This window comes from Streptomyces sp. Edi4 (assembly GCF_040253615.1).
Classification (GTDB): domain Bacteria; phylum Actinomycetota; class Actinomycetes; order Streptomycetales; family Streptomycetaceae; genus Streptomyces.
Genome location: NZ_JBEJGY010000004.1, coordinates 4,214,747 through 4,236,436 on the forward strand (window position 1 = coordinate 4,214,747; position 21,690 = coordinate 4,236,436).

The 21,690-nt window shown below is 70.0% G+C and carries 24 protein-coding genes and 2 tRNA genes; 8 read left to right on the top strand and 18 right to left on the bottom strand.

Features of this window, described 5'->3' with window-relative positions; translation table 11 throughout:
• Positions 1 to 79 precede the first annotated feature (79 nt).
• From ABR738_RS21110 to ABR738_RS21120, 3 genes are all read right to left on the bottom strand, one after another.
• A complete protein-coding gene (locus ABR738_RS21110; protein WP_350231551.1) occupies positions 80 to 1,045 on the bottom strand; it encodes a DUF5926 family protein in 966 nt (321 codons plus the stop codon).
• Between the two features lie 173 nt (positions 1,046 to 1,218).
• On the bottom strand, positions 1,219 to 1,830 hold the full coding sequence (locus ABR738_RS21115; RefSeq protein ID WP_350231552.1) for an ATP-binding protein: 612 nt from the start codon (positions 1,828 to 1,830) through the stop codon (positions 1,219 to 1,221).
• 53 nt (positions 1,831 to 1,883) lie between these two features.
• The gene (locus tag ABR738_RS21120) at positions 1,884 to 2,711 is read right to left on the bottom strand and encodes a glycerophosphodiester phosphodiesterase (protein WP_350231553.1); all 828 of its coding nucleotides are present in this window, start codon (positions 2,709 to 2,711) and stop codon (positions 1,884 to 1,886) included.
• A 421-nt stretch (positions 2,712 to 3,132) separates the two neighbouring features.
• Between ABR738_RS21120 and ABR738_RS21125 the strand changes: the two genes are divergently transcribed.
• Both ABR738_RS21125 and ABR738_RS21130 read left to right on the top strand, forming a co-directional pair.
• Entirely contained in the window at positions 3,133 to 4,791 is a 1,659-nt protein-coding gene (locus ABR738_RS21125; RefSeq protein WP_350231554.1) for a S1C family serine protease, read from the top strand.
• 182 nt (positions 4,792 to 4,973) lie between these two features.
• Positions 4,974 to 5,060 (top strand) — tRNA-Ser (locus ABR738_RS21130).
• A 143-nt stretch (positions 5,061 to 5,203) separates the two neighbouring features.
• On the opposite strand, the gene ABR738_RS21135 is transcribed toward ABR738_RS21130, so the two are convergent.
• From ABR738_RS21135 to ABR738_RS21200, 14 genes are all read right to left on the bottom strand, one after another.
• The gene (locus ABR738_RS21135) at positions 5,204 to 6,571 is read right to left on the bottom strand and encodes a tyrosine-type recombinase/integrase (protein WP_350231555.1); all 1,368 of its coding nucleotides are present in this window, start codon (positions 6,569 to 6,571) and stop codon (positions 5,204 to 5,206) included.
• 62 nt (positions 6,572 to 6,633) lie between these two features.
• Positions 6,634 to 6,819 (bottom strand): helix-turn-helix transcriptional regulator, encoded by a 186-nt coding sequence (locus ABR738_RS21140; protein WP_350231556.1) that lies wholly within the window; start codon positions 6,817 to 6,819, stop codon positions 6,634 to 6,636.
• Positions 6,820 to 7,115: 296 nt separating this feature from the next.
• Positions 7,116 to 8,663 carry a YfjI family protein gene (locus ABR738_RS21145; protein WP_350231557.1) on the bottom strand — a complete coding sequence of 516 codons (1,548 nt, stop codon included), beginning with the start codon at positions 8,661 to 8,663 and terminating at the stop codon, positions 7,116 to 7,118.
• Positions 8,664 to 9,045: 382 nt separating this feature from the next.
• Positions 9,046 to 9,933, bottom strand: a complete 888-nt coding sequence (locus ABR738_RS21150) for a bifunctional DNA primase/polymerase (RefSeq protein ID WP_350231558.1) — start codon at positions 9,931 to 9,933, stop codon at positions 9,046 to 9,048.
• Between the two features lie 87 nt (positions 9,934 to 10,020).
• Positions 10,021 to 10,350, bottom strand: coding sequence for a hypothetical protein (locus ABR738_RS21155; RefSeq protein ID WP_350231559.1), 330 nt, complete (start codon positions 10,348 to 10,350; stop codon positions 10,021 to 10,023).
• A 19-nt stretch (positions 10,351 to 10,369) separates the two neighbouring features.
• Positions 10,370 to 10,528 (bottom strand): hypothetical protein, encoded by a 159-nt coding sequence (locus ABR738_RS21160; RefSeq protein ID WP_350231560.1) that lies wholly within the window; start codon positions 10,526 to 10,528, stop codon positions 10,370 to 10,372.
• Positions 10,529 to 10,550: 22 nt separating this feature from the next.
• A complete protein-coding gene (locus tag ABR738_RS21165) occupies positions 10,551 to 11,024 on the bottom strand; it encodes a hypothetical protein (RefSeq protein WP_350231561.1) in 474 nt (157 codons plus the stop codon).
• Between the two features lie 205 nt (positions 11,025 to 11,229).
• Positions 11,230 to 13,356 (bottom strand): ATP-binding protein, encoded by a 2,127-nt coding sequence (locus ABR738_RS21170; RefSeq protein ID WP_350231562.1) that lies wholly within the window; start codon positions 13,354 to 13,356, stop codon positions 11,230 to 11,232.
• A gap of 77 nt (positions 13,357 to 13,433) precedes the next feature.
• On the bottom strand, positions 13,434 to 13,607 hold the full coding sequence (locus ABR738_RS21175; protein ID WP_350234670.1) for a pRL2-8: 174 nt from the start codon (positions 13,605 to 13,607) through the stop codon (positions 13,434 to 13,436).
• On the bottom strand, positions 13,604 to 13,921 hold the full coding sequence (locus ABR738_RS21180; RefSeq protein WP_350231563.1) for a hypothetical protein: 318 nt from the start codon (positions 13,919 to 13,921) through the stop codon (positions 13,604 to 13,606). The genes ABR738_RS21175 and ABR738_RS21180 overlap by 4 nt, the downstream gene beginning before the upstream one ends.
• A 10-nt stretch (positions 13,922 to 13,931) precedes the next feature.
• Complete coding sequence (locus ABR738_RS21185; protein ID WP_350234671.1) at positions 13,932 to 14,264, bottom strand: RRQRL motif-containing zinc-binding protein; 333 nt, start codon at positions 14,262 to 14,264, stop codon at positions 13,932 to 13,934.
• On the bottom strand, positions 14,264 to 15,121 hold the full coding sequence (locus ABR738_RS21190; RefSeq protein ID WP_350231564.1) for a DUF2637 domain-containing protein: 858 nt from the start codon (positions 15,119 to 15,121) through the stop codon (positions 14,264 to 14,266). Before ABR738_RS21190 ends, ABR738_RS21185 begins: the two co-directional genes overlap by 1 nt.
• Positions 15,118 to 15,387 carry a DUF6284 family protein gene (locus ABR738_RS21195; RefSeq protein ID WP_350231565.1) on the bottom strand — a complete coding sequence of 90 codons (270 nt, stop codon included), beginning with the start codon at positions 15,385 to 15,387 and terminating at the stop codon, positions 15,118 to 15,120. Before ABR738_RS21195 ends, ABR738_RS21190 begins: the two co-directional genes overlap by 4 nt.
• A gap of 205 nt (positions 15,388 to 15,592) precedes the next feature.
• Positions 15,593 to 15,973, bottom strand: a complete 381-nt coding sequence (locus ABR738_RS21200) for a RapZ C-terminal domain-containing protein (protein ID WP_350231566.1) — start codon at positions 15,971 to 15,973, stop codon at positions 15,593 to 15,595.
• Positions 15,974 to 16,509: 536 nt separating this feature from the next.
• Here ABR738_RS21200 and ABR738_RS21205 point away from each other — a divergent pair.
• The 5 genes from ABR738_RS21205 to ABR738_RS21225 all read left to right on the top strand — a co-directional run bounded on the left by ABR738_RS21205 (position 16,510) and on the right by ABR738_RS21225 (position 19,594).
• Entirely contained in the window at positions 16,510 to 17,376 is an 867-nt protein-coding gene (locus ABR738_RS21205; protein WP_350231567.1) for a GntR family transcriptional regulator, read from the top strand.
• Complete coding sequence (locus tag ABR738_RS21210) at positions 17,366 to 18,055, top strand: HAD family hydrolase (protein ID WP_350231568.1); 690 nt, start codon at positions 17,366 to 17,368, stop codon at positions 18,053 to 18,055. The genes ABR738_RS21205 and ABR738_RS21210 overlap by 11 nt, the downstream gene beginning before the upstream one ends.
• A 135-nt stretch (positions 18,056 to 18,190) precedes the next feature.
• Complete coding sequence (locus ABR738_RS21215; protein ID WP_350231569.1) at positions 18,191 to 18,442, top strand: hypothetical protein; 252 nt, start codon at positions 18,191 to 18,193, stop codon at positions 18,440 to 18,442.
• Between the two features lie 89 nt (positions 18,443 to 18,531).
• Positions 18,532 to 18,613: transfer RNA gene (locus tag ABR738_RS21220), tRNA-Ser, on the top strand.
• A 172-nt stretch (positions 18,614 to 18,785) separates the two neighbouring features.
• A protein-coding gene (locus ABR738_RS21225; protein WP_502964114.1) for an IS5 family transposase occupies positions 18,786 to 19,594 on the top strand; the annotation gives its coding sequence in 2 pieces (ribosomal slippage) (positions 18,786 to 19,134 and positions 19,134 to 19,594; 810 coding nt in all).
• 41 nt (positions 19,595 to 19,635) lie between these two features.
• On the opposite strand, the gene ABR738_RS21230 is transcribed toward ABR738_RS21225, so the two are convergent.
• Positions 19,636 to 20,499 (bottom strand): bifunctional DNA primase/polymerase, encoded by an 864-nt coding sequence (locus tag ABR738_RS21230; RefSeq protein ID WP_350231570.1) that lies wholly within the window; start codon positions 20,497 to 20,499, stop codon positions 19,636 to 19,638.
• Positions 20,500 to 21,143: 644 nt separating this feature from the next.
• On the opposite strand from ABR738_RS21230, the gene ABR738_RS21235 reads away from it, so the two are divergent.
• Entirely contained in the window at positions 21,144 to 21,455 is a 312-nt protein-coding gene (locus ABR738_RS21235; RefSeq protein ID WP_350231571.1) for a hypothetical protein, read from the top strand.
• The last annotated feature ends 235 nt before the right edge of the window (positions 21,456 to 21,690 follow it).

Sequence of the window (21,690 nt, forward strand, 5' to 3'; positions counted from 1 at the left end):
CACCGATTTACCTGTCAGTACGGGGAGTTGTGACAGGAGTCACCTGTCGGCCGACCGAAAGGGGCGTCCTTGGTCACTCTCAGCTGAGCGTCACTTGGCGGTTGGTGAGCCCGCCCCTGGCCCGGCGCTCCTCCGCGCTCAGCGGCTCCTCGTTCGCGAGCGCCCCGGCGAGGCGTTCGGCGAACGCGGCCGCGGGCTTCTCGCACTCCTCGGCGCCCATCCCGGCCGGCAGGTCCCACACCGGCACGGTCAGGCCGTGCGCCCGGAACGAGCCGACCAGGCGGGTGCCCTCGCCGAGCGAGGACGTGCCGGCCGCGTGCAGCCGCGCCAGCGCGTCGAGCAGCTTCTCCTCGGGGTGCGGCATGACCCAGCGCAGGTGGTTCTTCTCGGGGGTCTCGCACCAGTACGAGGAGTCCACCGACGTGAGCCGTACGGTCGGGATCGCGGCGGCGTTGGCCCGCTCCAGGGAGGCGGCGACCTCGGAGGCGGCGCTGTCCGCGTCCGCCACCCAGAACTCGAAGCCGGTGTGCACCTCGGGCTCGAACGGGGCGGCGGGGTCGAGCAGATCCTGGAGGCGGGGGCTGTCGGACTCGGCGCGCTGGGCGGCGACCGGCGAGCCCGGCTCGGCCACCAGGGCGCGCCGGAGCGTGTCGGCCAGGTCGCGGCTGATGTCGCCGGACGGCGTGTCGTTCTGGAGGCCGAGCAGCACCGAACCGTCCTCGCGGCGCAACGCGGGCCACGCCATCGGCAGCACGGTCGCCAGCGTCACGGACGGCACGCCGTCGGGCAGCCCGTCCTTCAGGGTCAGCGGTACGGTCGCGGCGGGGACCAGCTCACGCAGGGCGACCCAGTCGCACTCTCCCGCAAGGCCCTCGAAGGGGCGCTGGACCAGCTCGGTCACGGCGTGCGCGGCGGCGCGACCGTGACAGGCCTTGTAGCGGCGGCCGGAGCCGCAGGGGCAGGGCTCACGGGCCCCGACGACCGGGATTTCCCCGTCGCTGATCTGCGGCTTGACGGCCTTCGTCTGCGGACGCTTCTTGGCCATGGTGTGGCTCTCTCCCGACTGCGGTGGTGCGGTGTCGCTGTGTCGGCGCGAGCCTAGCCGCCCGGACCGGCGGGACGCGGCCCCACGCCCCCGGGGCCCGGGCGCGGGCGGTCCCGGGGCGCGGGGCCGCCTTCAGTCCAGGTCGTCGAACGGGCCGGGGTGCGGGGCTGCCTTCAGTCCAGGTCGTCGAACGCGTCCGCGTACTCCAGGCCGACCGCCGTCGCGGGTCCGGTGACGCGCGTAGCGAAATCGTCGTGGCGGTGTGCCCCCGTGAGGATGACCCACACGGTGACCTCGCCGGACGCGCTGTCCTTGATGCCCCAGTCCTGGGCGAGGGCGCTGATGATGTTCAGCCCCCGGCCGCCGCGCGCGGTCACCGACGGCGTCGCCGGAACGGGCCGGGTCGGGCCGCCTCCGTCCGTGACCTCGACCGTCAGCCGCCCCGCCTTGTCGATCCGCCAGGCCGCCTCGACGTCGCCCTCACCTATGTCGGACCGCCCCAGCGGCCTGCCGTGCCGGCAGGCATTGCTGAGCAGTTCGGAAAGGATCAGAACGGCATCGTCGACGACCGGCTCCGACACCCCGTTGCCGAGCAGCTGCTCGCGCATCCGGTGCCGTGCCTTGCCCACGCCCGCAGGGCCATGGGGTACGGCCATGCTCGACGACGTGGGCACCTCCTGTGCCACCACCAACGCCACCCCCGAGACCTCCTTCGCCCCACGCCACGGTGTGAATGCCCCAATGGACTGGACCGGAAACCGGCCAACCGACGTCGGGAGACGCATTCGTCACGGTCGAATACGGAATGAACGCGCCGGAGCACACCCTGTAATGGCCGTTACATCCGGCCCAGTTGGGACAGAACCTGTTTCGGGCGATTGGTGATGATTGCCTCCACTCCGAGGCTTACGCACAGATCCACGTCCTCGGGTTCGTTCACCGTCCAGACGTGCACGCGGTGGCCCGCGCGGTGCAGTCGCTCGATGTAGGCGGGGTGGTTGCGCACGATCCGCATGCCGGGGCCCGCGATCCGCGCGCCGGCCGGCAGCCGTCCGTCGCGCAGTCGCGGCGACAGGAACTGCATCAGATAGACCGTCGGGATCTCCGGGACGGCGGCGGCCACCCGGTGCAGGGAGCGCGCGGAAAAACTCATGATGCGGACCGGGGAGGTTTGACCGGCCGGCGGCGGCTGAGTGAGGCCGAACCTCTTGAGCAGGTGCACGAGGCGTTCCTCGACCTGACCGGCCCAGCGGGTGGGGTGCTTGGTCTCGATGGCCAGCTCGACCCGGCGCCCCGCGTCCGCCACGAGTTCGAGCAGCTGCTCCAGGGTCAGGACGGAAGTGAACTCGCGGTCCTTCCAGTCCGGGCTCTCCTCGCTGTCCTTCCAGGAGCCGAAGTCGAGCGCGGCCAGCTCGGACAGTTCCAGGGCGGACACGGCGCCCCGGCCGTTGGAGGTGCGGTTGACGCGCCGGTCGTGGACGCAGACGAGGTGGCCGTCGGCGGTGAGCCGGACATCGCATTCCAGGGCGTCGGCGCCGTCCTCGATCGCCTTCGTGTACGCGGCGAGCGTGTGCTCGGGGGCGTCCTCGGAGGCTCCTCGGTGGGCCACCACTTGGACGCGGGCGGGGTCGGGGGTGTGCGGGCTGTGCTGCCGTGCTTGAGTCACCGCGTCATCGTGCCACCCGCCGGGGCACAGGTTCGCGCGCGAATACACAGCTCCTGCTTACAGTGGCCTGACGTGCGGTGGGAAAAGCTGAGCGGAGTCATCCGCACAGTGCGGGGTCCGATGTCGGACCCCTGGCGCACCATGGTTGTTGCCGGGCCCCACGCCGGCGCCCGGCAGCGACCCCGAGCATCACCACCGCGCACCGCCGCACCGCGCAGGACCCCACCGGGCCCCAAGGCAGCGACATCTGCCGGCCCGTCAGACCGCCCGCCCGCCCGACGCCAGACCGAATGACCGCCAGACGCCAGACGCCAGACCGTGCGACCGCCCGACGCCAGACCGTGCGACCGCCCGACCGATCGTCCCCCAGACCCCAGACCAAGTGGACCCAAGACCAAGTGGAAACCGAGGAGAGCAAGCTGTGAGCACCGAGAACGAGGGCACCGCGGTCCCGGCCGTCCCGCCTGCCCCGTCGTCTGCACCTGCTGCACCTCCCGAGCCCGCCGAAGCTCCCGCTGTCCCGGCACGGGAAGCCGCCGCGGCCCCGTCGGACGCGGCCCCGGCCCCGTCGAGCGCGGTGCCGGGCGAGGCGGAGAGCACGCTCGTCCACGGATCCGTACCGCCGTCACAGAGCACCGACCCGCGACCGGGCCATGACCCGCAGCCCAGCCATGACCCGCGGCCCGGCCACGATCCGGCCACCGCGCCGCTGCCGCCGACCCCGGGCGCTCCGGCGCCGCAGGCGCACGCCGCGCACGAGTCGGCGGCCCCGCAGCAGGGCGGCGGCGCCGGATGGCCCCCGCCCCCGCCCACGCTCCCCTCCTACGGAGGCGACGGTTCCTACGGTGGTGGTGGCTCCTACGGAGGCGACGGCGAGGGCCGGCCGGGCGAACCGTGGGGCGCCCCCGAGCCCCCCGCCCGGCGCAAGCGCGGCGGCGGCCTGATCGCGGCCGTCGTGGCGGCGGCCCTGGTGGCCGGCGGCATCGGCGGAGCGATCGGTTACTTCGCGGCGGACCACGACAACGGAGGATCGGGTTCCACCACGGTGGCGTCCTCCGACACACCCAAGGACTTCAAGCGCGACCCGGGCACGGTGGCGGGAGTCGCCGCGAACTCACTGCCCAGCGTGGTGACGATCGACGCGCAGGGCAATGACGGCGAAGGCGGCACGGGTACCGGCTTCATCTACGACAAGGAAGGCCACATCCTCACGAACAACCACGTGGTGGCCTCCGCGGCGACCGGCGGCAAGCTGTCCGCGACGTTCTCCAACGGCAAGAAGTACGACGCCGAAGTGGTGGGCCGTGCCCAGGGCTACGACGTGGCCGTCATCAAGCTGAAGAACGCCCCGGCGAACCTGAAGCCGCTGTCCCTCGGCAACTCGGACAAGGTCGCGGTCGGTGACTCGACGATCGCGATCGGCGCGCCCTTCGGCCTCTCCAACACCGTCACCACCGGCATCATCAGCGCCAAGAACCGTCCGGTGGCCTCGAGCGACGGGCAGAACTCCAAGGCCTCGTACATGAGCGCCCTACAGACCGACGCCTCCATCAACCCGGGCAACTCGGGCGGGCCGCTGATCAACTCGGCCGGCGCGGTCATCGGCATCAACTCGGCGATCCAGTCGGCGGGCACCGGCGGCATGGGCGGCCAGTCGCAGGCGGGCTCGATCGGTCTCGGGTTCGCCATCCCGATCAACCAGGCGAAGAACGTCGCGGACCAGCTCATCAAGACCGGTCAGCCGGTCTACCCGGTGATCGGCGCCTCCGTCGGCATCCAGCAGGGCGGCCCGGGCGGCATGCCCGGAGGCGGCGACAGTACGGACGGCGCGCAGATCTCCCCGCAGGGCAACGGAAGCCAGCAGCCGATCACGCCGGGCGGCCCCGCGGACAAGGCGGGCCTGAAGCCGGGCGACGTCATCACCAAGTTCGGCGACATGCCCATCGACAGCGGCCCGACGCTCATCAGCGAGATCTGGACGCACAAGCCGGGCGACCAGGTCCCGCTGACGTACAAGCGGGACGGCAAGGAGAACACGGTGACGATCACCCTGGGCGAACGAAAGGGCGACAGCAACTGACGACCCCGCCGAGCCGGGCCCTCGTCACCCGGCGGGCCCCGAGTGATGGCCCGCGCCGGGCCTCCACGCCCCCGGACCGGCAAGCGGGCCACCCACGAACCCGACCCACCCCAAGGGCCCACACAGCGCACCGCGGCCGGTAGGCTGTAGGTCGCTCCGCGCCTGGTGAGGCGGGGGGCGTGGGTGGGTTGCCCGAGCGGCCTAAGGGAACGGTCTTGAAAACCGTCGTGGCAGCGATGTCACCGTGGGTTCAAATCCCACACCCACCGCAGCAGGTCAGAAGCTTGCAGGTCAGAAGGGGCGCGGCTCTCCGGAGCGGCGCCCCTTCTGCATGACCCTGTCTCACCCTGATCCGGCGGTATCCCACCCCTGACCAGCGCGTGCGGCCAACCTGCGGCCAGGAATCTGGCCCCTAGGCGTCGCCCTCGTGCTCGGCCAGCCCCTGCTCGATGAGCGCATTCATCTTCGCTTCCTCACCGTCCAGCACCTTGGCGTAGTAGCGCTGAAGCACGGCCACGCTCTGGCCCGCCCGGCGGGCGGTCTCGGCCAGGCTCACCCCGGACCGGAGCCAGAACGACACACAGGCATGCCGCAGGTCGTACGGGATGGCTGCCAGCGGGGAAGCGACCTGCGCCGGAGAGAGAGCCTTCCGGCGCGCTTCCTTCCACACGGCCCCGTACTCCTGAGACCGGACCGGACCATCGCGTACGGCGCTGAACAGACGGCCTTCTGATGTGGCGCCGATCGTCTTCAGATGGGCGCGCAGAATGGCGACCAGCACGGGCGGGATCGGCACGGGACGGACTGCACGGCGGGCCCGGTGCTTCAACTGGCGCTCCTCGTACGGCTTACCTGTGTCGGTCCACGCGGAGCCGACCTGCGGCCGGGCGCCGGAGAGCATGAGCCGTCCCCAGCCTTCTTCGGGGAGGTCGCACTGGTCGGCGCTGAGCATGGAGACTTCCTCCGGCCGCATCGCCGCGTAGTACATGCAGGCGAAGAACGCGACCAGATGGGCGCCGCGCGGCCCTTGAGCACCAACAGCGTCCAAGAGGGCCCGCGCTTGCGCCGGGGTGGCGACGCTCCGGGTGTCCAGCTCCTCTACCGCCTTGGGCGTCTCCCAGTGGACGCGCAGCAACGGATTGCCGGGCAACAGCTCGTTCTCGACCGCCAGACGCAGACAGTTGCTCAGCACCGCACGCCGCCGACGGAAAGTGTTGGCTGCGGCAGGCTTCCCGTCCTGCCGCTTGGCCAGGTGTTCCAGGACGGTGCGTACGCGCTTGGCGCTGTCCAGCTCGACCACGGCCGGGGCGTGACTGTCGACCCACGCCAAGGCTTTGGCTTCGGGGCCCGGCGGTTCCTGGTCGTGGCGGCCAGCGTTGAATCCCCACTGATAGAGGGCGCGCCGCAAGAGGTCGTCTGCGGGGCGTCCCTGCCCGGTGGGGCACAGCGCCATGGTGGCGATGGTCAGGCTCTCAGCGATGCTCGCGCGGTGCTTGGCCGCAGCGGTCGGCCACTTCCGGGCCGCGTGGGCGCGCGCGTGGCTGTACCAGCCCGTGCGGTTGCGCTCACGCGTCTCCGATACGGGGAGCCCGGACTCCGTGTCGAACGGCTCCCCCTTGCGCGTCGCGCTCAGCAGCTCCGCCCGGCGCGCGTCCGCGAGCGTCTTGGTCGCGAATTTCTCCTGGTGCTCCGTGCCATCGACCTGCCAACGGAGCTGGAACGGTGCTGCCTTGCTGGGGCGCTTACGGATGTTCCAAATGCGTACGTCGTAGCTGTGCATCGTGCTCCCTCACGGAAGTGGGCCCCGCCGGTTCGGCGGGGCCCACTGGGATGGCTGGGGGGTCAGGCTGCGATTTCGTGCTTCTCCCACCAGGCGTCCAAGTCGCCACGGCGGCAACGAATCTGGCCGTTGGGGAGCTTGATGAGCCTCGGGGCCTGGCCCCGTGCCCGCAGCCGGTAGAAGGCGGCGCGGCTCATCTCGATCTCTTCCAGAACTTCGGGGAGCTTGAGCATCTTGGGGCTTGCCACGGTGCGACTCCTTCTCGGGGTGAGCTGGAAGCAGGGAGTCGCTGACAGAACTGACAGAACCTCGCTAATAAGTCGTTGACCTGCGGGTTTTGCAGGTTCTGGATCTTTGACAGAACCGAATTAAAACCTGACAGAACCTCTCTGGGGGAGGTTCTGTCACAGACGCCTGGCGGGAGGGCCGGGGGTTCTGTCGAGTTTTAACTCAGTTCTGTCAGAGCCGCGATCATGGCTGTTGGTGCAGGTCAGCGGCTTGCGGTGGGGGTTGTGTCAGTTCTGTCAGCGGTTTGGGGGTTGTGTCAGGCTCCGCGTGCGATGCGCGGGTGGGTTTCGTAGCGGGGCGACGGGGGTCGGCCGCCGCGTCCCGTGCGCGGGGGCGGCGGTTGCTGGCGGACCCAGCCGTGTTCTTCGAGTAGGGCCAGGGCCGGGTCCAGGTCGCCGATGGCGGGGAAGTCGGCCCGCCGCAGGGTGCGGAACAGCTCGCGCTTGGTGAACTGCGCGGGGTTGGTGGCCACGAGTTGGGCGAGGACGGTCACGGCAGATTCGTGGGCGGGGCCTGCGCTCATGGCGCTGAACACGTCCAGGGCGTGCGCGGTGAAGTAGTCGCCCAGCTCGGTGGCGGCGGCCATCGTCGGGGCTTCGATGGGCTTGTGCCATCCGTCTTCGGGGTGGGTGGCGAGGTGGAGGAGTCCGGCGATGCGGGCCACGGCCCCGTCCCGCTTGGACGCCCATTTCACGATCGGTGCGAAGCTCCCGTCCGGCCCCAGGCGCGATTCGGTGACCTTCTGGAAGGCCAGCAGAACCGCGTCGGCTTCCGGGGTGAGCTGGATGAGAGCGGGGTCGGTCCAGTCCGCCAGAGCGAGCGTGAGGCCTGCCAGGTGTTTGGCGTAGGTGGCGGCCACCTGCTCGTCCAGCAGGGCGGGGGTCAGGCTGCGGGAGCCGACCAGCGACAGGGGCTTGGAGTACAGGAAGCGGGCCAGGAGTCCGCGTCCGTCGGCCCCGTCGATACGGCTGAGCGCGTCCAGGACTTCCGGCTGCACGGCCAGACCGATCGTGACGGCCGGTGAGGCGACGTGCTGGGCGCTGCGGCCCTGCCGGTTGACGCGGAGCATGTCGCCTGCGTGGCCTTTGAGGAACATGCCCATGTTGGGCTTGCCGGTGTAGCGCCCGGCGATGATGTCGAACAGCTCGCCCTCGGCGCTCAGGCACGAGATGCGCCCGCCCTGCTCGTCCAGGAGCGTCCCGACGTTCTCCGGGGTCACATCGTCCGCGACAAGCTGCGGTTCGGCGGGAACCCGCATCTTCGCGGCGTCCTGGGCGAGTTGGACGGCTTCGGCGGTCAGCGTCTCGCGGAGTCCGGCATCCGCCCCGGCGGCCTTCTCTGCGGCCTTGGTGGCGGCGGACTTGGCCAGTGCCATCAGGGTTTCCGCCTCTGCCCGTACCGGCCCGGACAGTTCGATCAGGGCTTTCTCGGCATCGAGCAGGGGCTGCACCATCAGGTCGAAGACGGCTGACTTGCGGTTGCCGGGCGGCAGGGCGATGGCGGTGTAGATGTTCACAGGCTCACGCCAATGACCACGCACGCACACCTTGACGCGTCCCCCGGCGGCGGTGGCCAGGACGGCCAGAGCCAGGCATCCGGCGAGGTCGGCGGGGGTCTGGGTCTCCTCGGCGACACCGCGCACCATGCTGGACAGCCAGGCGGGCAGGGCGTCCACGGGGAAGTCCGGGAGCGGCGGGCGGGTACGGAGGGGGACAGGTTCGTCCCAGGCGGGGCCGGTGATCTGCTCGGGTTCGATGTGCTCGAACCCTTCCCACAGGTCCGCGCTGGTGTCGTTGGTCGTCATGCGGCGGCCCTTCCTTCCGAAGTCGGGCTCAACAGCGGGCATGAGGTGCGGTGTTCGCCGTGCGCGGCGATCAGTTGCAGGACGGCCGCCCGGCCGATGGCGTCCCGCTGGAAGCCGCACACGCACCAGCAGCGCGCGCGGGCCTGGCCAGTCCAGGACGGTGGGGCGACGATCCGCAGCCAGCCGGACACAACCGTGCCGTGGCCGGACCGGGTGGGCGGGTGCGGGTCAGGGCTGACAAGCGTGAAAGGACGGCCTTCGGCCGACGTCTTACGAGCAACGACCGCCCGCCCGGCGGATGGTTCTGTTGCCGGGGCGGCCGGAAGGCCGTCCAGGGCGAGTTGTCCGCACGCCGCTGTCTCGGTGCGGGGGCGGTGGGGCGTCATGCCGCCCTCACCACCTGGGCCATGCCGTTGGCCACGGCCCGCCCCGCGTACGCCTCGGGGACGCCCACGGAGACGGCCGCAGCCACGATCTCGCGCCCCATGACGTCCAGACCGCAGGGGCCGGGGCACTGGGCGTGCTGGTGGGCGAGGAACTGCGCCACGGCGAACGCCTGCGACCCGGCGCCGGACTCGGCGTGGGCGGCGATCCGGGCGAGGCCCCGTTCGAGGCCGGTGCGGACGTAGGCGGGGGTGTGGCGGCAGCCGGTGGCCACCGACTGCTCCCATGCGGCCCGGCCGGGAACGGAAGAGACCACCCTGCCGGGCGGGGAGGTGGTCTCTTCCCTCTCGACCAGCGCGCGCACAACGTCCGGCAGGAGCGCCATGGTGCCGGAGCCGAACCCCAGCCAGCGGGCGTAGGCCATGGTCGACTTGACGTCGACACCCGGCCGGACCGCGTTCGCCGACCGCATCCGCCCCAGGTAGAGCCAATGCTCGCCCCGGGTGGTGGCCACGGTCGTCGTGGCGGGCAGGTTCTCGCGGGCCCAGGCGATCGCGTCGGCGTTGTCCAGGTCCACGACCGTCAGGCCCGCCCCGCCGGGGTGGTAGGCGACCGCAGATGCCCGCAACCAGGCGTGGCGCCAGACACCGGAGTTGATGATGTCTGGGTCGGTGGTCGCGGCGGCCCACGCGTGGCAGGGGCCGGGGCAGGCGCACGGTCCCGGCGTCTTCATGTTCGGCCGCCCGCCGCACGCGTTGTCGGCGCAGCGTCGGCAGTTCCCGAACGGGACCTTTCCCGCCCGCAGGGGAAGGACGGGGATCTGCGAGGCGGCCAGGTCGAGAGCGATACGCAGGTGCTCTCGCATGTTGTCGGTGGGTTGGGTCATGCTGGGTGTCTCCAGTTCTGTGAGAAGCGCTGGCAGGCAAGGGCGGCCCCGGTTCATTGGCGTGAGAGGGGGCCGCCCTTGGCGTAGCTACTGCTGGTGCGCCCACTGGGCGTACTGCTGGCGGACGTAGGTGCGCGGGTCGCAGATGACGGGCGCGTGGTCGAGGTCCATCAGGTAGAGGGCCGTGGCGTGGGCGGTTTCGGTGTCGCTGCCGTACGGGATGTCGGGGTCGCCGCTCAGGGCGATGCGGTCGAAGACGGCTGCTTTGCGCAGGAAGTACTCGCGGTCCAGGTCGCTGCGGGACTCGGGATCGGCCGCCGTGCGGGCAATCCACGCGATCTCGTTGAGGATGCTGGGGGCACCGGTGTAGGCGTCTTCGGGTGTCGGCGGGACTTCATCGGAGGTGTGGGTGCGCATGGGGTGCCTTTCGACGGTGTCAGGAGGCGTGGGTTCGGGGGCGGTTGCGGGTGGTGTCGGGGTATTCGCTGCCGCGCGGGGCGGTGTTGGGCCTGGACCCCATGTAGGCGATCCCGCCCGGGGTGGTGGAGGCCATGCCGGGGTAGCGCTTGCGTGGCCTGCTCGGTGTGTGAGCCATGGGGATTTCCCTTCCTGGCTGGTCAGCTGTGGAAGTGGTTGCGCTTGAAGATGGACTTACGGATGTGGGTGTTGCGCTGTTCCTGGTGGACCGGGCCCGAGTAGTGGTGGTGGACGTCCGGGGCGGGCGTGGCGCGTCGGGCGAGCCGGGCGAGGGCGAGCACGAGGGCGGTGGGGGCGCCGAAGACGAGGGCGCACACGATGGGGTCGGCGAACTGTGATGCGTACATGAGCACGGCGGCGGTGCCGCCGACCATGGTCGTGGTGGCGCCGCCGGTGAGCATGAGCACGCTGGCGTCCGTGGCGCCTTGGCTCATCGGGGGCCGTCCGGGCTGGGGGACGGGCGGGGTGTCGCCGTGGGCAGGGACGGGGGTGTCGTCGCGGTAGGCGGTGGGCCGGTAGGCGTCGGTGATGATCCGGCGCGCCTCCATCTCGGCTTGCGCCTCGCTCAGTCCGGCGCCGACGGTGGCTCCATGGGGTGTGATGTCGGGGTACATGCGGAATCCCTTCGGGAGATGGTCAGGGAGGCAGGGACACCCCCTGCCAGGGGCGTTGTGGAGGGGGTTTCGGGGGTGCTGACCTGCGGGCCTCCCTGACTCCCTGACAGATCATTTGCGCAGGTGAGAGGGAGGGAGGCGGGTCAGGGAGGGGGTCAGGGAGTTCTCCCTGCCTCCCTGACCCGCCGGGGCTTGGCTCCCTGGGTTATGCGGCGGAAGCGGAACCGTCGCCGTCGCGGTTGGCGAGAGCGCGGGCCACGCGGTCACGGTCAACGACCATGACCCCGTCGGACTTGCGGGGCTCGGCCCCGGCGGCGCCCAAGACGCGCTTGAGGTCGAGGAAGGACCACTCGCCGTAGGCATCGGCGTTCAGCGCAGCGAGCCGGGCGAGGACATCCTTGGTCCGCACCCGCTCGGCCGTGCCGACCACAGAAGCGATGTCGGTGAGCGGGTCACGCTTCTCGCCTCGCTCGACCACGTGCAGGGTGGTGACCCCATCGCGCAGCGCCTTCGCCCGGTCGGTGATGGCCTTCGCGTCGTCGTCGCCGATGAAGTGCGTGCGCACCGTGATGGACGACTGTCCCTTGGGGATGTCGATGCCGTCGGAGGCGACGACCAGGGTTCCCTTGTCCAGTCCCTGGCGCAGCAAGTGCGGGGCGGCGCCGCCGTTGACGGCCTTCTCACCCAGGGCCATGACGGCTTGGGCCTCGGTGCCCAGCGCGAGCGATGCACGGGTGTGCGCGCCCTCCCGCACGAGCTTGGGCAGGTTCTGGTCCGTGGGGTCCTGCGTGCCCTCGTGCATCAGCACGTCGACCACCCGGCCCTGGTTATGGACCTTGCGCACGCCCATGAAGTACCGGGACGTGGCCTTGGACCCGCCGTAGGGCCGCTTCTGGTCGTCGACGGCCGGGCACATGAACGCCACCTGCGCTTCGTCCACGACGCCGATCAGCGGGTCGAACACCACCGTGGGGTCCGCCTGACGCGCCGCAATGCGGCGGTTCATTTCATCGACCAGGCCCTCAACCATCTCGGTCGCTTCGATCACGTGCTCATCGGTTGGCCCCTGGATCAGCACCGTGGCCAGGCCATCGAACATGGCCCAGTCACCGGCGCCCTTGAGGTCAGCGATCCGGAACTCCACCCGCCGATCCAGCGACGCCCACAGCGCCAGCGAGCGCAGCGCGGCCGTCTTGCCCTGGTTCGAGAGACCCGTGATCAACAGGTGGCGCTGGTAGAGGCTGAGCGAGGCAGCGTCTCCCCGGAGATCCTCGCCCCAGGGGGCGCGGCCCTTGGCGTAGTCGGCGGTCATCGTCTCGTCCGTGACCAGCGGGGACGGCCCGATTGGCTCATCCAGTGCCCCCGAGTCGGCGACCCACAGGCGAACGGTGCGGGCGGCTTGCGGGATGGTGATGAACACTTCGTGCTCATGCCGGGACAGGTTCTCAGCGAGCTTGCGCCGCTTGTTCTGCACCTCGTTGGTCGAGACCCCGGAGGGGAGGGTGACGTCGACTTCGACGCCGCATCCGGCGATGCGGATCGGGCCGAGCATCGCCGCACCAGCGTCGCCCATCTCCTTGATGGCCCGCCCGAGTGCGGGCACGCCCAGGTCGCGCAGGGCCTTGACGACGATGGACGGAGTGATCGGCTCGCCCTCCCCGTTCCGCACCGCAGCCGGGAGCGCCCAGTTCGGGGCAGCCTGCTGGTGCTGGCCGACCGCCCACAGAGCGAGCAGCGCGAGGAACGGGCCGATCGTGACAGCCGGGCCCCACACCACCGTGACGATGGTGATCAGCAGGTTGATGAACTCCACCGTCGCCATCAACGGCGTGACGACCTGCGTGACGTCTTTCGTCGCCACCGCCATCACGACACCGAGCGCGACCAGGGAGCCGACGCCCATGCCGGCACTTACAGCCACGCCCTTGGCGGCGTCGAGCGGTGAGTGGAGCAGGTCCATGCGGCGGCGGTGGCGGGCGTCGCGGAAGCGCTGTCCGCGCTCCTCCCACTCGGCGGCGACCTCATAGTTTCCTGCGGCTTCGGCGGCCCGGAGCATGCGTTCGTAGCGGGTGGCGGTGCGACCCTCCCACGTGCGCTTGGCGACGATGCGGGCGCCGCCCACCGCGTACATGCCGTGCCGGACCGTCAACCGGGCGGCGGTGCGGGTGTGTTCGTGGGTGACGATGGCGCGCACGGCCCGCCCGGAGCGGACCCACAGGGGCACAGACGACTTTTCGGCGCCCGGCGCTGCTACAGCAACACTCGGCGCGTCAGCGGGCCCCTGAGGGGCGGGCGTGGCGTCTTTGGTGAGGCGAACGACGTTGGAACTCATGGGAGTTGACTCCTGACTGTCCCGGGAGCGGGGGTGGAAGGTCTGTGTGGAGTGGTGCGGGCCGGGGCGGGTGCAGGTCACCACCACCGGGACTTCTTGGGCACGACGTTGGGGCAGCCGTTGACCATGTGGTCGACGCACTGCGGGCAGTCCTGCCGGGGCTTCAGGTGGCGGTGTGCGCGCCGGTCGTAGGCGTGCTGCCAGCACTGCGGGCACTCACCGGGCGGCGTCTCACGGACGGCCACGGTCACCACCACCCCGACGACTTCTTGGCGGCCTTGGCCCGCGCGGCTTCCGTGACGACCCGCTGCCGCTCCACCTGCAACGCGGTGATTTCCGCGATCAGGCGGGTCTCGGCGCTCTGCCACGCCGTGTCCATGCGCCGGTCACCGTGATCGGTGCCGGTGCCACGGTGCAGACCACGCGCGCCGGACACGACCCCGCCCAGCACGGCACGGCGCTCACGGCCGTTCAGCGGCCACAGCTCCCGGTTCTGGACCGCCTCCAACTTGCGTTCGTTGTGCTGAATCTCCCGGTCAAGACGCCGGGTGTCGGGCTTACCCATCACAGACTCCTCAGAGAGAGGCAGAGGGGAAAGAGCAGGGGACGCAGGTGCCGAGCGAGGCGGGGATGACGTATCCGGCATCCCGCCTGCATGAGGGACACCAGCGGCGGGCGGCGTTCGCCTTGGCGAGTGCCTCCCACCGCCCCGGCGTCATCGGACGCACGGGCTTGGCAAGGTCGACGCGGTAGAGGTAGGCGACCAGCGGGCCACGGCGTCGCCGGGGCCGCTCCAGTTGCGCCGCCACGTCCTGACCACCCGGCCGCAGACCGCGAGCACGGAGCTGACGACGCGTGGCAAAGCCATCCGGGGCCAGACGCCACCGGTAAACCGGAAGCGTGGCCATCACGCGGCCCGCTCAGCGATCAGCGCATCCCGCAGACCACGCGCCTTCTCCGCCGACGTGTGGACCGTCTTACGGATGCGGTCGGCCGTCAGTTGGGTGTCGGGCCAGTCGGCCGACGCGGCCCGCGCCTCTTGCAGGAGTTCGGCCGGGGTGCGCTTCGGCCGAGCCGATCGCGCGACGTCGGGAACCCGACCGGTCGCCCGGCGCGGCCGGGTTGAGTCGGCCGCCACCGTGGACACGGGCTCAACCGCAACCGGCTCGATCGCAGACAGCGGCTTGAGCGGGAGAGTCGGCTTGAGGAAGCCGACCTGTACCGGAAGCGGGATCGGCGCCCGGTACACGGTGACCATGGGCGGGGCGGATTCCCCCTGCTCAGCCATCGACCGATTACTCACGCTCTCAACCGTTTCCTCCGTATTCGCGGTCGGAGTCGGCTGGTGGTGGAGGACCTTGGCGACGAGATCAGACCCGAAGTAGATCGACCCGACCGGAAGTGACGTCGCGAGCAGTACGAGCGCCCAGTTCGCCGGGTTCCAGTCGGCCAACCGTCCCCAGTCGACCGACGCACCGTGCAGCGCCGGAACGAGCCCGTGGACGTAGTTGAGGACCAGCGACGCGGCCGTGTAGGTGCCCAGCACCCGCAGCGCGAACCGGCGGGCATCGGCGGTCAGCACGAGCGTGGCGACCAGCGCCAAAGCCATCAGACCGTCGACCACGAACGGGTAGAGCGTCGCGGCCGTGTGGTCCGCGCCGATCGCTCGGGCCACGTCCCTGAGCGCGTTCCACGACACCCGGAACGCCATCCCGACCACGGCCACCAGCGCGAGCACCAACAGGGTCTTGGGGGTGCGGTTCATGCCCCGACCCCCGTCGTGCCCGGCGCAGCGGTCAGGTTGGTGAGCGCCCGGCGGGCCTTGAGGACCTTGCGGCGTGCCCGGCGGATGCGGCGGGCGTCCAGCTCGTTCGGAGTGCGGTCGAGCGTGATGATCTGAGCGTCCAGCAACTCGACTTCCGCCAGGATCAGCGGCATCTCCACGTCGATCGCGTCCAGCTCGGCCGCCGACGGCTCCCCGTCAGGCAGGAGGTCGGTAACAACCTTCTGAAGTGCAGCGATGTTCTTCATGAGTCGTGGTCTCCCTAGCAGGTGGTACGGCTCGAAAGCGGCCCCGGAGTTGCACCTCCGGGGCCGCGTGCCGTTGAAGTGGAAGCCACACGCGAGCGGTGCGGCGGGCCGCAGGTGCGGCCAGCGCCCCGGGCCGGATTCGATCCGGCGCCGTCGCGGCCCCCGTACAGCGGGGTCGGGGCTTGGAAGGGACGTGCGGGTGGGGTCAGCGCTGGACGACGGGGCGGTGCATGTCCCGGTGGGTGACGGTGACTCGGTGGCCCTCTGCGCGCAGCCGCTCAGCGAGTGCGCGGGCGAAGGTCGGGGCTCGGTGCCTGCCGCCCGCGCATCCGTCGGCGACAGTCACGGCTCCGGCGCTCGGGCCCGAAGCGAAGGCGGCAACCGCCGTAGCCGTGGCCTCCACCAGGTCCGTGATGCCGGACGTGCCCAGCACGGCGGCGCGTACCGGCTCGTCGTCGGCCGTCATGTAGCGCAGCTCAGGCGACACGTGCGGATCGCGGAAGTGGTGACGCAGGTCGATCGTCAGGTGCGCCGACGGTGCGGCGTCGTGCAGGTAGCCGAACGAAACGATCTCAACAGCAGCCATGAGGACTCCAAGGAAACGAAGGGATGTTCCGGCTCCCCTCAACCCCGCCCGTACGACCACACGGGCCGGACGGGCAGAGCAGGCAACCGGCCGCCGCACGCGAGTGCGGCGCAGGATGAGGCGCCATCTCTCTGCCTGGCGCTGAGCAGGGCAACTCGCTGCGGGTGGCGCTCAAACAGGCGTTATCCAGAGCCGCAGGACGGTGCGCACTACGCCGACGCGCAGTGCCGTTGCCAACGGACGTCACCCGGCCGTCGCGGGGGCAAGGGATCTCACCTCACCTCTGTTCACTGTTCAGTTCACAAAGACCGGCAGCTACCTGATGAGCGCGGTAACCCCTTGCTGAGGGGCTCCCGCTCTCGCGGGACTCACCAAGCACTGATGGGAGCGGTTCCTGGGCAGAGCTCCCCGAATCGACCTGACCAACCTGGCTAGCCCGGTTCGGATAGGAGTAACGTAGCCATCCTGGCTAGCCACGTCAACACCTGACTAAGTTGGCTGTCCTAATCAAGGAAAGAGGCCGTAGCATCGAGGGCATGACGTTCACGCCTGAGCCCCTGGACCCGGACGACGACCGGCCGCCATACGAGCAGGTGGCGAGCAGTTTGAGCGCCGCCATCCGGACTCGGAAGCTGGGTCCCGGTGACAAGATCCCGTCGCAGAAAGAGCTGACTGAGGCATACGGCTTCGCCCGCGCCACGATCCAACGCGCTCTCCGCGAGCTGGAGGATGAGGGGCTGATCGTCTCCCGCAAGGGCAGCGGCGTGTACGTGCGGAACCGCACCGAGCGCCCGGCGGGCCTGCGCCCGTACGTGGAACAGGCCTTCGCCAGCCCGAACGTTTCGATCGACTTCGCCGGATTCTCCAGCGAGACGCTGCACGGCGCCCTTCAGGAACCGATCGACAAGATCCGTATCGGGCGCCTGACCCCCGCGAGCATCAACATCCGCATCCTGGTGCCAGACATGTCAGTCCCCCAGGCGGCGCCTGTCAGGCGTGAGGACGGGGCCGACGATCCGCGCCTCCGGGCCCGTATGCACGCCATGATGGTCAGCTTCACGCGAAGCATCTCGAACACGATGCACGAACTCAGCGTGCTGGGGCTGGTCAGCGAGGCGAAGGTAAGCGTGCGTGTCCACAGTGGAACGCAGTTCTTCAAGCTCTACGTGATCAACCAGGAAGACGCCTTTTTCGGGTACTACCCGATTAGGCCGAACAAGGTCGTCACCCAGGGCGAGGCCATAGAGATCTACGACCTGGTGGGAGCTGACGCCACCCTGTTCCACTACTCGCTGAACGAGGGCGAGTCGTCCAGTGGTGCCCAGCAGGTGAGCCAGGCGCGCATGTGGTTCGACAGCGTTTGGGAGACCATCGGAAGGGACTTTGACCCGGATGGGAAGTAGCACTCTCGCGGAAGTGCTCGGCGCCACCCGAGCGGTGCTGTTCGACTTCGACGGGCCTATCTGCGACGTATTCGCGGGCCGTCCGGCACCCGACGTCGCGCGCCATCTCGCGGACACTCTGTCGGAGTTTGACGCGGTCTTGGGGAGCAAGGCTCACGGCACCGACGACCCCATGGAAGTGCTCCGCCTTGCCCCACAGGGTGGAGAGCCCGCATTGCGGGCGATCGAAGAAGAGTTGACCAAAGCTGAGGTGACGGCTGTCCGGTTGGCTGGCCCGCCTATCCCGGGCGCCGTGGCTGCGCTCGAAGCGGCGCGTGCATCGGGCCGGAAGGTCGCCATCGTCAGCAACAACTCGACCGCCTGCGTCCGGGCGTTCCTGATGCTCCACCAACTCCGTCATCTGGTGGACGTGGTCGTTGGTCGAGCCCCGTACTGGCCGGACGCGATGAAGCCCGACCCTCACTCGCTACTGAGGGCATCCAGCGAGCTGGAAACGCACCCGCACGATTGCACCCTCGTCGGAGACTCGGTGACGGACGTGGAGGCCACCAAAGCGACCGGCGGGCGCTCCATCGGCTTCGCCAACAAGCCCGGCAAGGAACGCGCACTAGGCGATGCAGGCGCCGATGTGATCGTGACGACCATGGCCGCTGTGGCCGAAGCTCTCAGCTTCTCGTAGGCCGCCATGTGCTCAAACACCCCGCACGGTGAATAGCAGTCAGCCACACTCTGTCTAGATGAGGGGGAGTGTATGAGCAGCTCGCATATGAACGCACCCATCCGGGCCCGCATGTACGCGAACACGCTGCATAAGGTGATCTGGATCGTCTTGGTTGTGGTGTCGGCTGGCCTCCTGGCACCACCGCTGTTCTTCTTCGCAGCCAAGAAACGTGTCGTCACGATGATCGTCCCGATCATGTACGCAGTGGTCATCTACGGCTCAGCCTTCCTAGGGTCGGTACTCGGGAACCCCAGGAACTGGGTAGGCGGCGTCCTCGCGATCACGATGATCATTGCAGCTGTGCACGCTTCAAGCCTCGACACCAACTGGAAGTTCGGCCGGTGACCACGGCCATGGTCCTTGGGGGTATTTGGCCAACCTCCGGCCAGAATGGCCGGGCAGGGTCGGCCGGAAGGGCTTGAGTGCCAGGTCAGAGGTCAGATGGATAGTGACGGGCGGCCGGTCTTGAAAACCGTCGTGGCAGCGATGTCACCGTGGGTTCAAATCCCACACCCACCGCGTGTGCCGGCCATGTGGCCTGCGGAGAAGGGGCGTTCCGGTTGCCGGGGCGCCCCTTTTCGGGGTTTGGGGGGCGGCGGCGCTGCCCGGCGTGGGTCGCTGCCCAGGCCGCAAAGCCTCATGCGATTAAGAAGCCATCTCATTTGGGTGACTCGGTATTCTGTGAGTCATGGTGGGGATCGTTGAGCGGCTGGTGCCGGACGAGTTGTGGGAGTTGTTCCAGCGGGTGGTGCCGGAGGCGCCGTCGCGGCCGCAGGGCGGTGGTCGGCGTCGGCACGGCGACCGGGAAGTGCTGGCCGCGATCGTCTTCGTGGCTACGTCGGGTTGTACCTGGCAGCAGCTGACTTCGGCGTCGTTCGGCCCGTCCGGAGCGACCGCCCACCGGCGGTTCTCGGAGTGGTCGAAGGCCAGAGTGTGGGCCAAGCTCCACCGCCTGGTCCTCGACGAACTCGGCGCCCGCGGCGAGTTGGACTGGTCGAGGTGCGCGATCGACTCGGTGAACATGCGGGCCCTGAAAAGGGGGACCTGACAGGTCCGAATCCTGTCGACCGGGGCAAGTACGGCTCGAAGATCCACCTGATCACCGAACGGTCCGGTCTGCCCATATCCGTCGGCATCTCCGGGGCCAACCTGCATGACAGCCAAGCCCTGATCCCGCTCGTGAAGGGCATCCCGCCGATCCGCTCGCGCCGCGGCCCGCGACGGCGCAAGCCCGGCAAACTCCACGCCGACAAGGGATATGACTACGCCCACCTGCGGCAATGGTTACGCGAACGCGGCATCACCCACCGCATCGCCCGCAAGGGAGTCGAGTCCTCACAGAGGCTGGGCCGCCATCGCTGGACCGTGGAGCGGACCATGGCCTGGCTCGCCGGCTGCCGCCGCCTCCACCGACGCTACGAACGCAAGGCCGACCACTTCCTAGCCTTCACCAGCCTCGCCTGCACCCTCATCTGCTACCGCCGACTCGCCAAATGAGATGGCTTCTAAGAGTTGCCCCGGCCGCAGGCCCCCGTGCGTCACTTCGTCGCGCTCATCCGGGCCGCCGAGGCGATGGTCGCGTGGGCCTCACGGGGGGTGAGGCCGGTGCGGATGGCCGCTTCGGTGAGGGCGGCGTTGAGTTCTTCGCCCATGCCGTTCTCGTACGCGCGGCAGGCCGCCCAGAACAGCCTGGTATTGCGCTGGCCCTCATGCGCGGCCAGGACGAACTGGACCAGCCCCTGTCCGTGATGCCCGCCCGGCCGCTGGGGGTGGTGGGGTCGCGTCGGGGGAGTGAGCAGGTCGAGCAGCGTGCGGGGACAGGGGGCGGGGCCCAGGTGGGCGGTGCCGGGCGCGAGGCGGTAGATGCCCTGGGCGCTCAGTGAACCCGGTCCCACGAGGTAGCCACCGGCGCCCCGGATGTCGATGCCGGGTGCCAGACGGCTCGCCGAGTTCGGCACGACCGCGTCCGGCGGCCCGGTCAGCCACACGTGGCGGCCCCCGCTCGGGGTGATCACGACCACCGTCTCCGGGATGGTGAACAGGTGCCGCAGGGCCAGGTGTTGGAGCGCCGCCGTGGAATCGGTGCCCGGCGGCTTCGTGTCCAGGTCGATCCCGATGAGGTGGTGCGGCGGCCTGCCGCAGGCGATGCCGTAACCAGTGGCCCATGGCGCGGCCGCGAACAGCGCGCGCACCCCGGCGGGGTCGGTGGTGGCGTCGTGCACCCCGTGCCCTGGCAGCCCGCACTCTCCCCGGCACAGCGCCGGCTTGGGGTCGGCCCGGTGCGGCGAGGGCAGCGCGGGCAGCTTGGTGCGGGACAGCGGGATGACGGGCAGGCCGCGCTCGGCGGCGGACAGGGCGTGGGCGAGGGCCAGGGTGGCGGCCTGTCGGTCGATGGTGGCCATGGCTCCATGTTCGTACGCATGTTCGAGAAAGGGAATCCCCTTTCCGCGGCGGGGGGCGGTCCGGGGCGGCCGGCGCGGCCCCCGGGGCCGCCCCGGGGACCGGGTGCCCATGCGCCCGGCCCCCCGATCACCTCCCCTGACGCCCCTCAGCCGCTCCCCCTTGCGCCCTCCGCGCCCCCGCGCCCCGGCCCCCCGGCCGCTCCCCCTGGCGCCCCCCGGGGCACTCCCCGCACCCCCGCCCCTTGCACGCCCCCGACCCCACCCGTCCCGAACGACGACACGGTGGCGTCCCGATGTACTTCCGGCGAGCGGCGGGTGACGACACAGGTTGGCCGAATCCGAGCGGAAACGGTTCTTCCCTTGGCGTGCCCGGGTTCCTGCGGCGGGGGTCGCAATCGATGCCGGAAGGGGGAGCGAGTTGGGGGCGCATACGGGTTTATCGACTTGTCCTCACGCTTGCGGGCGAAAGGTGCCCCAATGACTGGTTCGCCGGGGATTCGGTGGGCAACTCTGATGTCGCGACGTCGTCACAGAGCGTCCGGGGCGGTCGGCCAACTGCCTTGGAACGGGCCGTACTTGCGCCACGCAGGGCCGGCCCGGAACGAGCCGAACTACCCGTACTTCCAGTTCCTGGAGGAATTGACATGGCAAGCATCCGTACCGCCCGCGTCCTCGCCGCCGTTGCCGCGCTGCCCCTGGCTGCCGCCCTCTGCTCGGGTGTGGCCACCGCCGACAACGGAGCCATCGCGGGTAACGGATCGAACGCGGCGGTGGCGACCGTCAGCGGCAGCGGGGTCGGGCACGACAACCGGGGCAATTCGTCCACCACACAGCAGCAGGCGGTCGGCTCCGGCGCCTCCAATCAGAACAACACCGCCCAGGTGAACGGTTCCGCGTTCACGTCGATCAACCAGGGCAACGGGATCGTCGCCGTGAACTTCGCCCGCCTGCGGTGAGCCACGGCCCCGCCTGAGGGGCCGAGTCAGTCCGGGGGGTGATCGACGGCCCGGGCGGCGGTGCTTCGGCACGGTCGCCCGGGCCGTTCGCGTTAGGAGCTGCCCCGCCCCTGTCGGCTTCGGCTGTTTGCTGCCTGCTGGCTGCCGGTTCGTGGCATGGGCATTGACAGCGCGAGCAAACCTGACGGACAGTCAGCAACGTGGTTCCGGTGGTGCCGAAGTCCCGCGGTCGAAG

Excerpts from the sequence above, each read along its gene's own strand:
- ABR738_RS21110 (WP_350231551.1), bottom strand. The coding sequence starts at position 1,045 with ATGGCCAAGAAGCGTCCGCAGACGAAGGCCGTCAAGCCGCAGATCAGC.
- ABR738_RS21115 (WP_350231552.1), bottom strand. The coding sequence starts at position 1,830 with ATGCGTCTCCCGACGTCGGTTGGCCGGTTTCCGGTCCAGTCCATTGGG.
- ABR738_RS21135 (WP_350231555.1), bottom strand. The coding sequence starts at position 6,571 with ATGCACAGCTACGACGTACGCATTTGGAACATCCGTAAGCGCCCCAGC.
- ABR738_RS21145 (WP_350231557.1), bottom strand. The coding sequence starts at position 8,663 with ATGACGACCAACGACACCAGCGCGGACCTGTGGGAAGGGTTCGAGCAC.
- ABR738_RS21150 (WP_350231558.1), bottom strand. The coding sequence starts at position 9,933 with ATGACCCAACCCACCGACAACATGCGAGAGCACCTGCGTATCGCTCTC.
- ABR738_RS21155 (WP_350231559.1), bottom strand. The coding sequence starts at position 10,350 with ATGCGCACCCACACCTCCGATGAAGTCCCGCCGACACCCGAAGACGCC.
- ABR738_RS21160 (WP_350231560.1), bottom strand. The coding sequence starts at position 10,528 with ATGGCTCACACACCGAGCAGGCCACGCAAGCGCTACCCCGGCATGGCC.
- ABR738_RS21165 (WP_350231561.1), bottom strand. The coding sequence starts at position 11,024 with ATGTACCCCGACATCACACCCCATGGAGCCACCGTCGGCGCCGGACTG.
- ABR738_RS21170 (WP_350231562.1), bottom strand. The coding sequence starts at position 13,356 with ATGAGTTCCAACGTCGTTCGCCTCACCAAAGACGCCACGCCCGCCCCT.
- ABR738_RS21180 (WP_350231563.1), bottom strand. The coding sequence starts at position 13,921 with ATGGGTAAGCCCGACACCCGGCGTCTTGACCGGGAGATTCAGCACAAC.
- ABR738_RS21185 (WP_350234671.1), bottom strand. The coding sequence starts at position 14,264 with ATGGCCACGCTTCCGGTTTACCGGTGGCGTCTGGCCCCGGATGGCTTT.
- ABR738_RS21190 (WP_350231564.1), bottom strand. The coding sequence starts at position 15,121 with ATGAACCGCACCCCCAAGACCCTGTTGGTGCTCGCGCTGGTGGCCGTG.
- ABR738_RS21195 (WP_350231565.1), bottom strand. The coding sequence starts at position 15,387 with ATGAAGAACATCGCTGCACTTCAGAAGGTTGTTACCGACCTCCTGCCT.
- ABR738_RS21200 (WP_350231566.1), bottom strand. The coding sequence starts at position 15,973 with ATGGCTGCTGTTGAGATCGTTTCGTTCGGCTACCTGCACGACGCCGCA.
- ABR738_RS21205 (WP_350231567.1), top strand. The coding sequence starts at position 16,510 with ATGACGTTCACGCCTGAGCCCCTGGACCCGGACGACGACCGGCCGCCA.
- ABR738_RS21210 (WP_350231568.1), top strand. The coding sequence starts at position 17,366 with ATGGGAAGTAGCACTCTCGCGGAAGTGCTCGGCGCCACCCGAGCGGTG.
- ABR738_RS21230 (WP_350231570.1), bottom strand. The coding sequence starts at position 20,499 with ATGGCCACCATCGACCGACAGGCCGCCACCCTGGCCCTCGCCCACGCC.
- ABR738_RS21235 (WP_350231571.1), top strand. The coding sequence starts at position 21,144 with ATGGCAAGCATCCGTACCGCCCGCGTCCTCGCCGCCGTTGCCGCGCTG.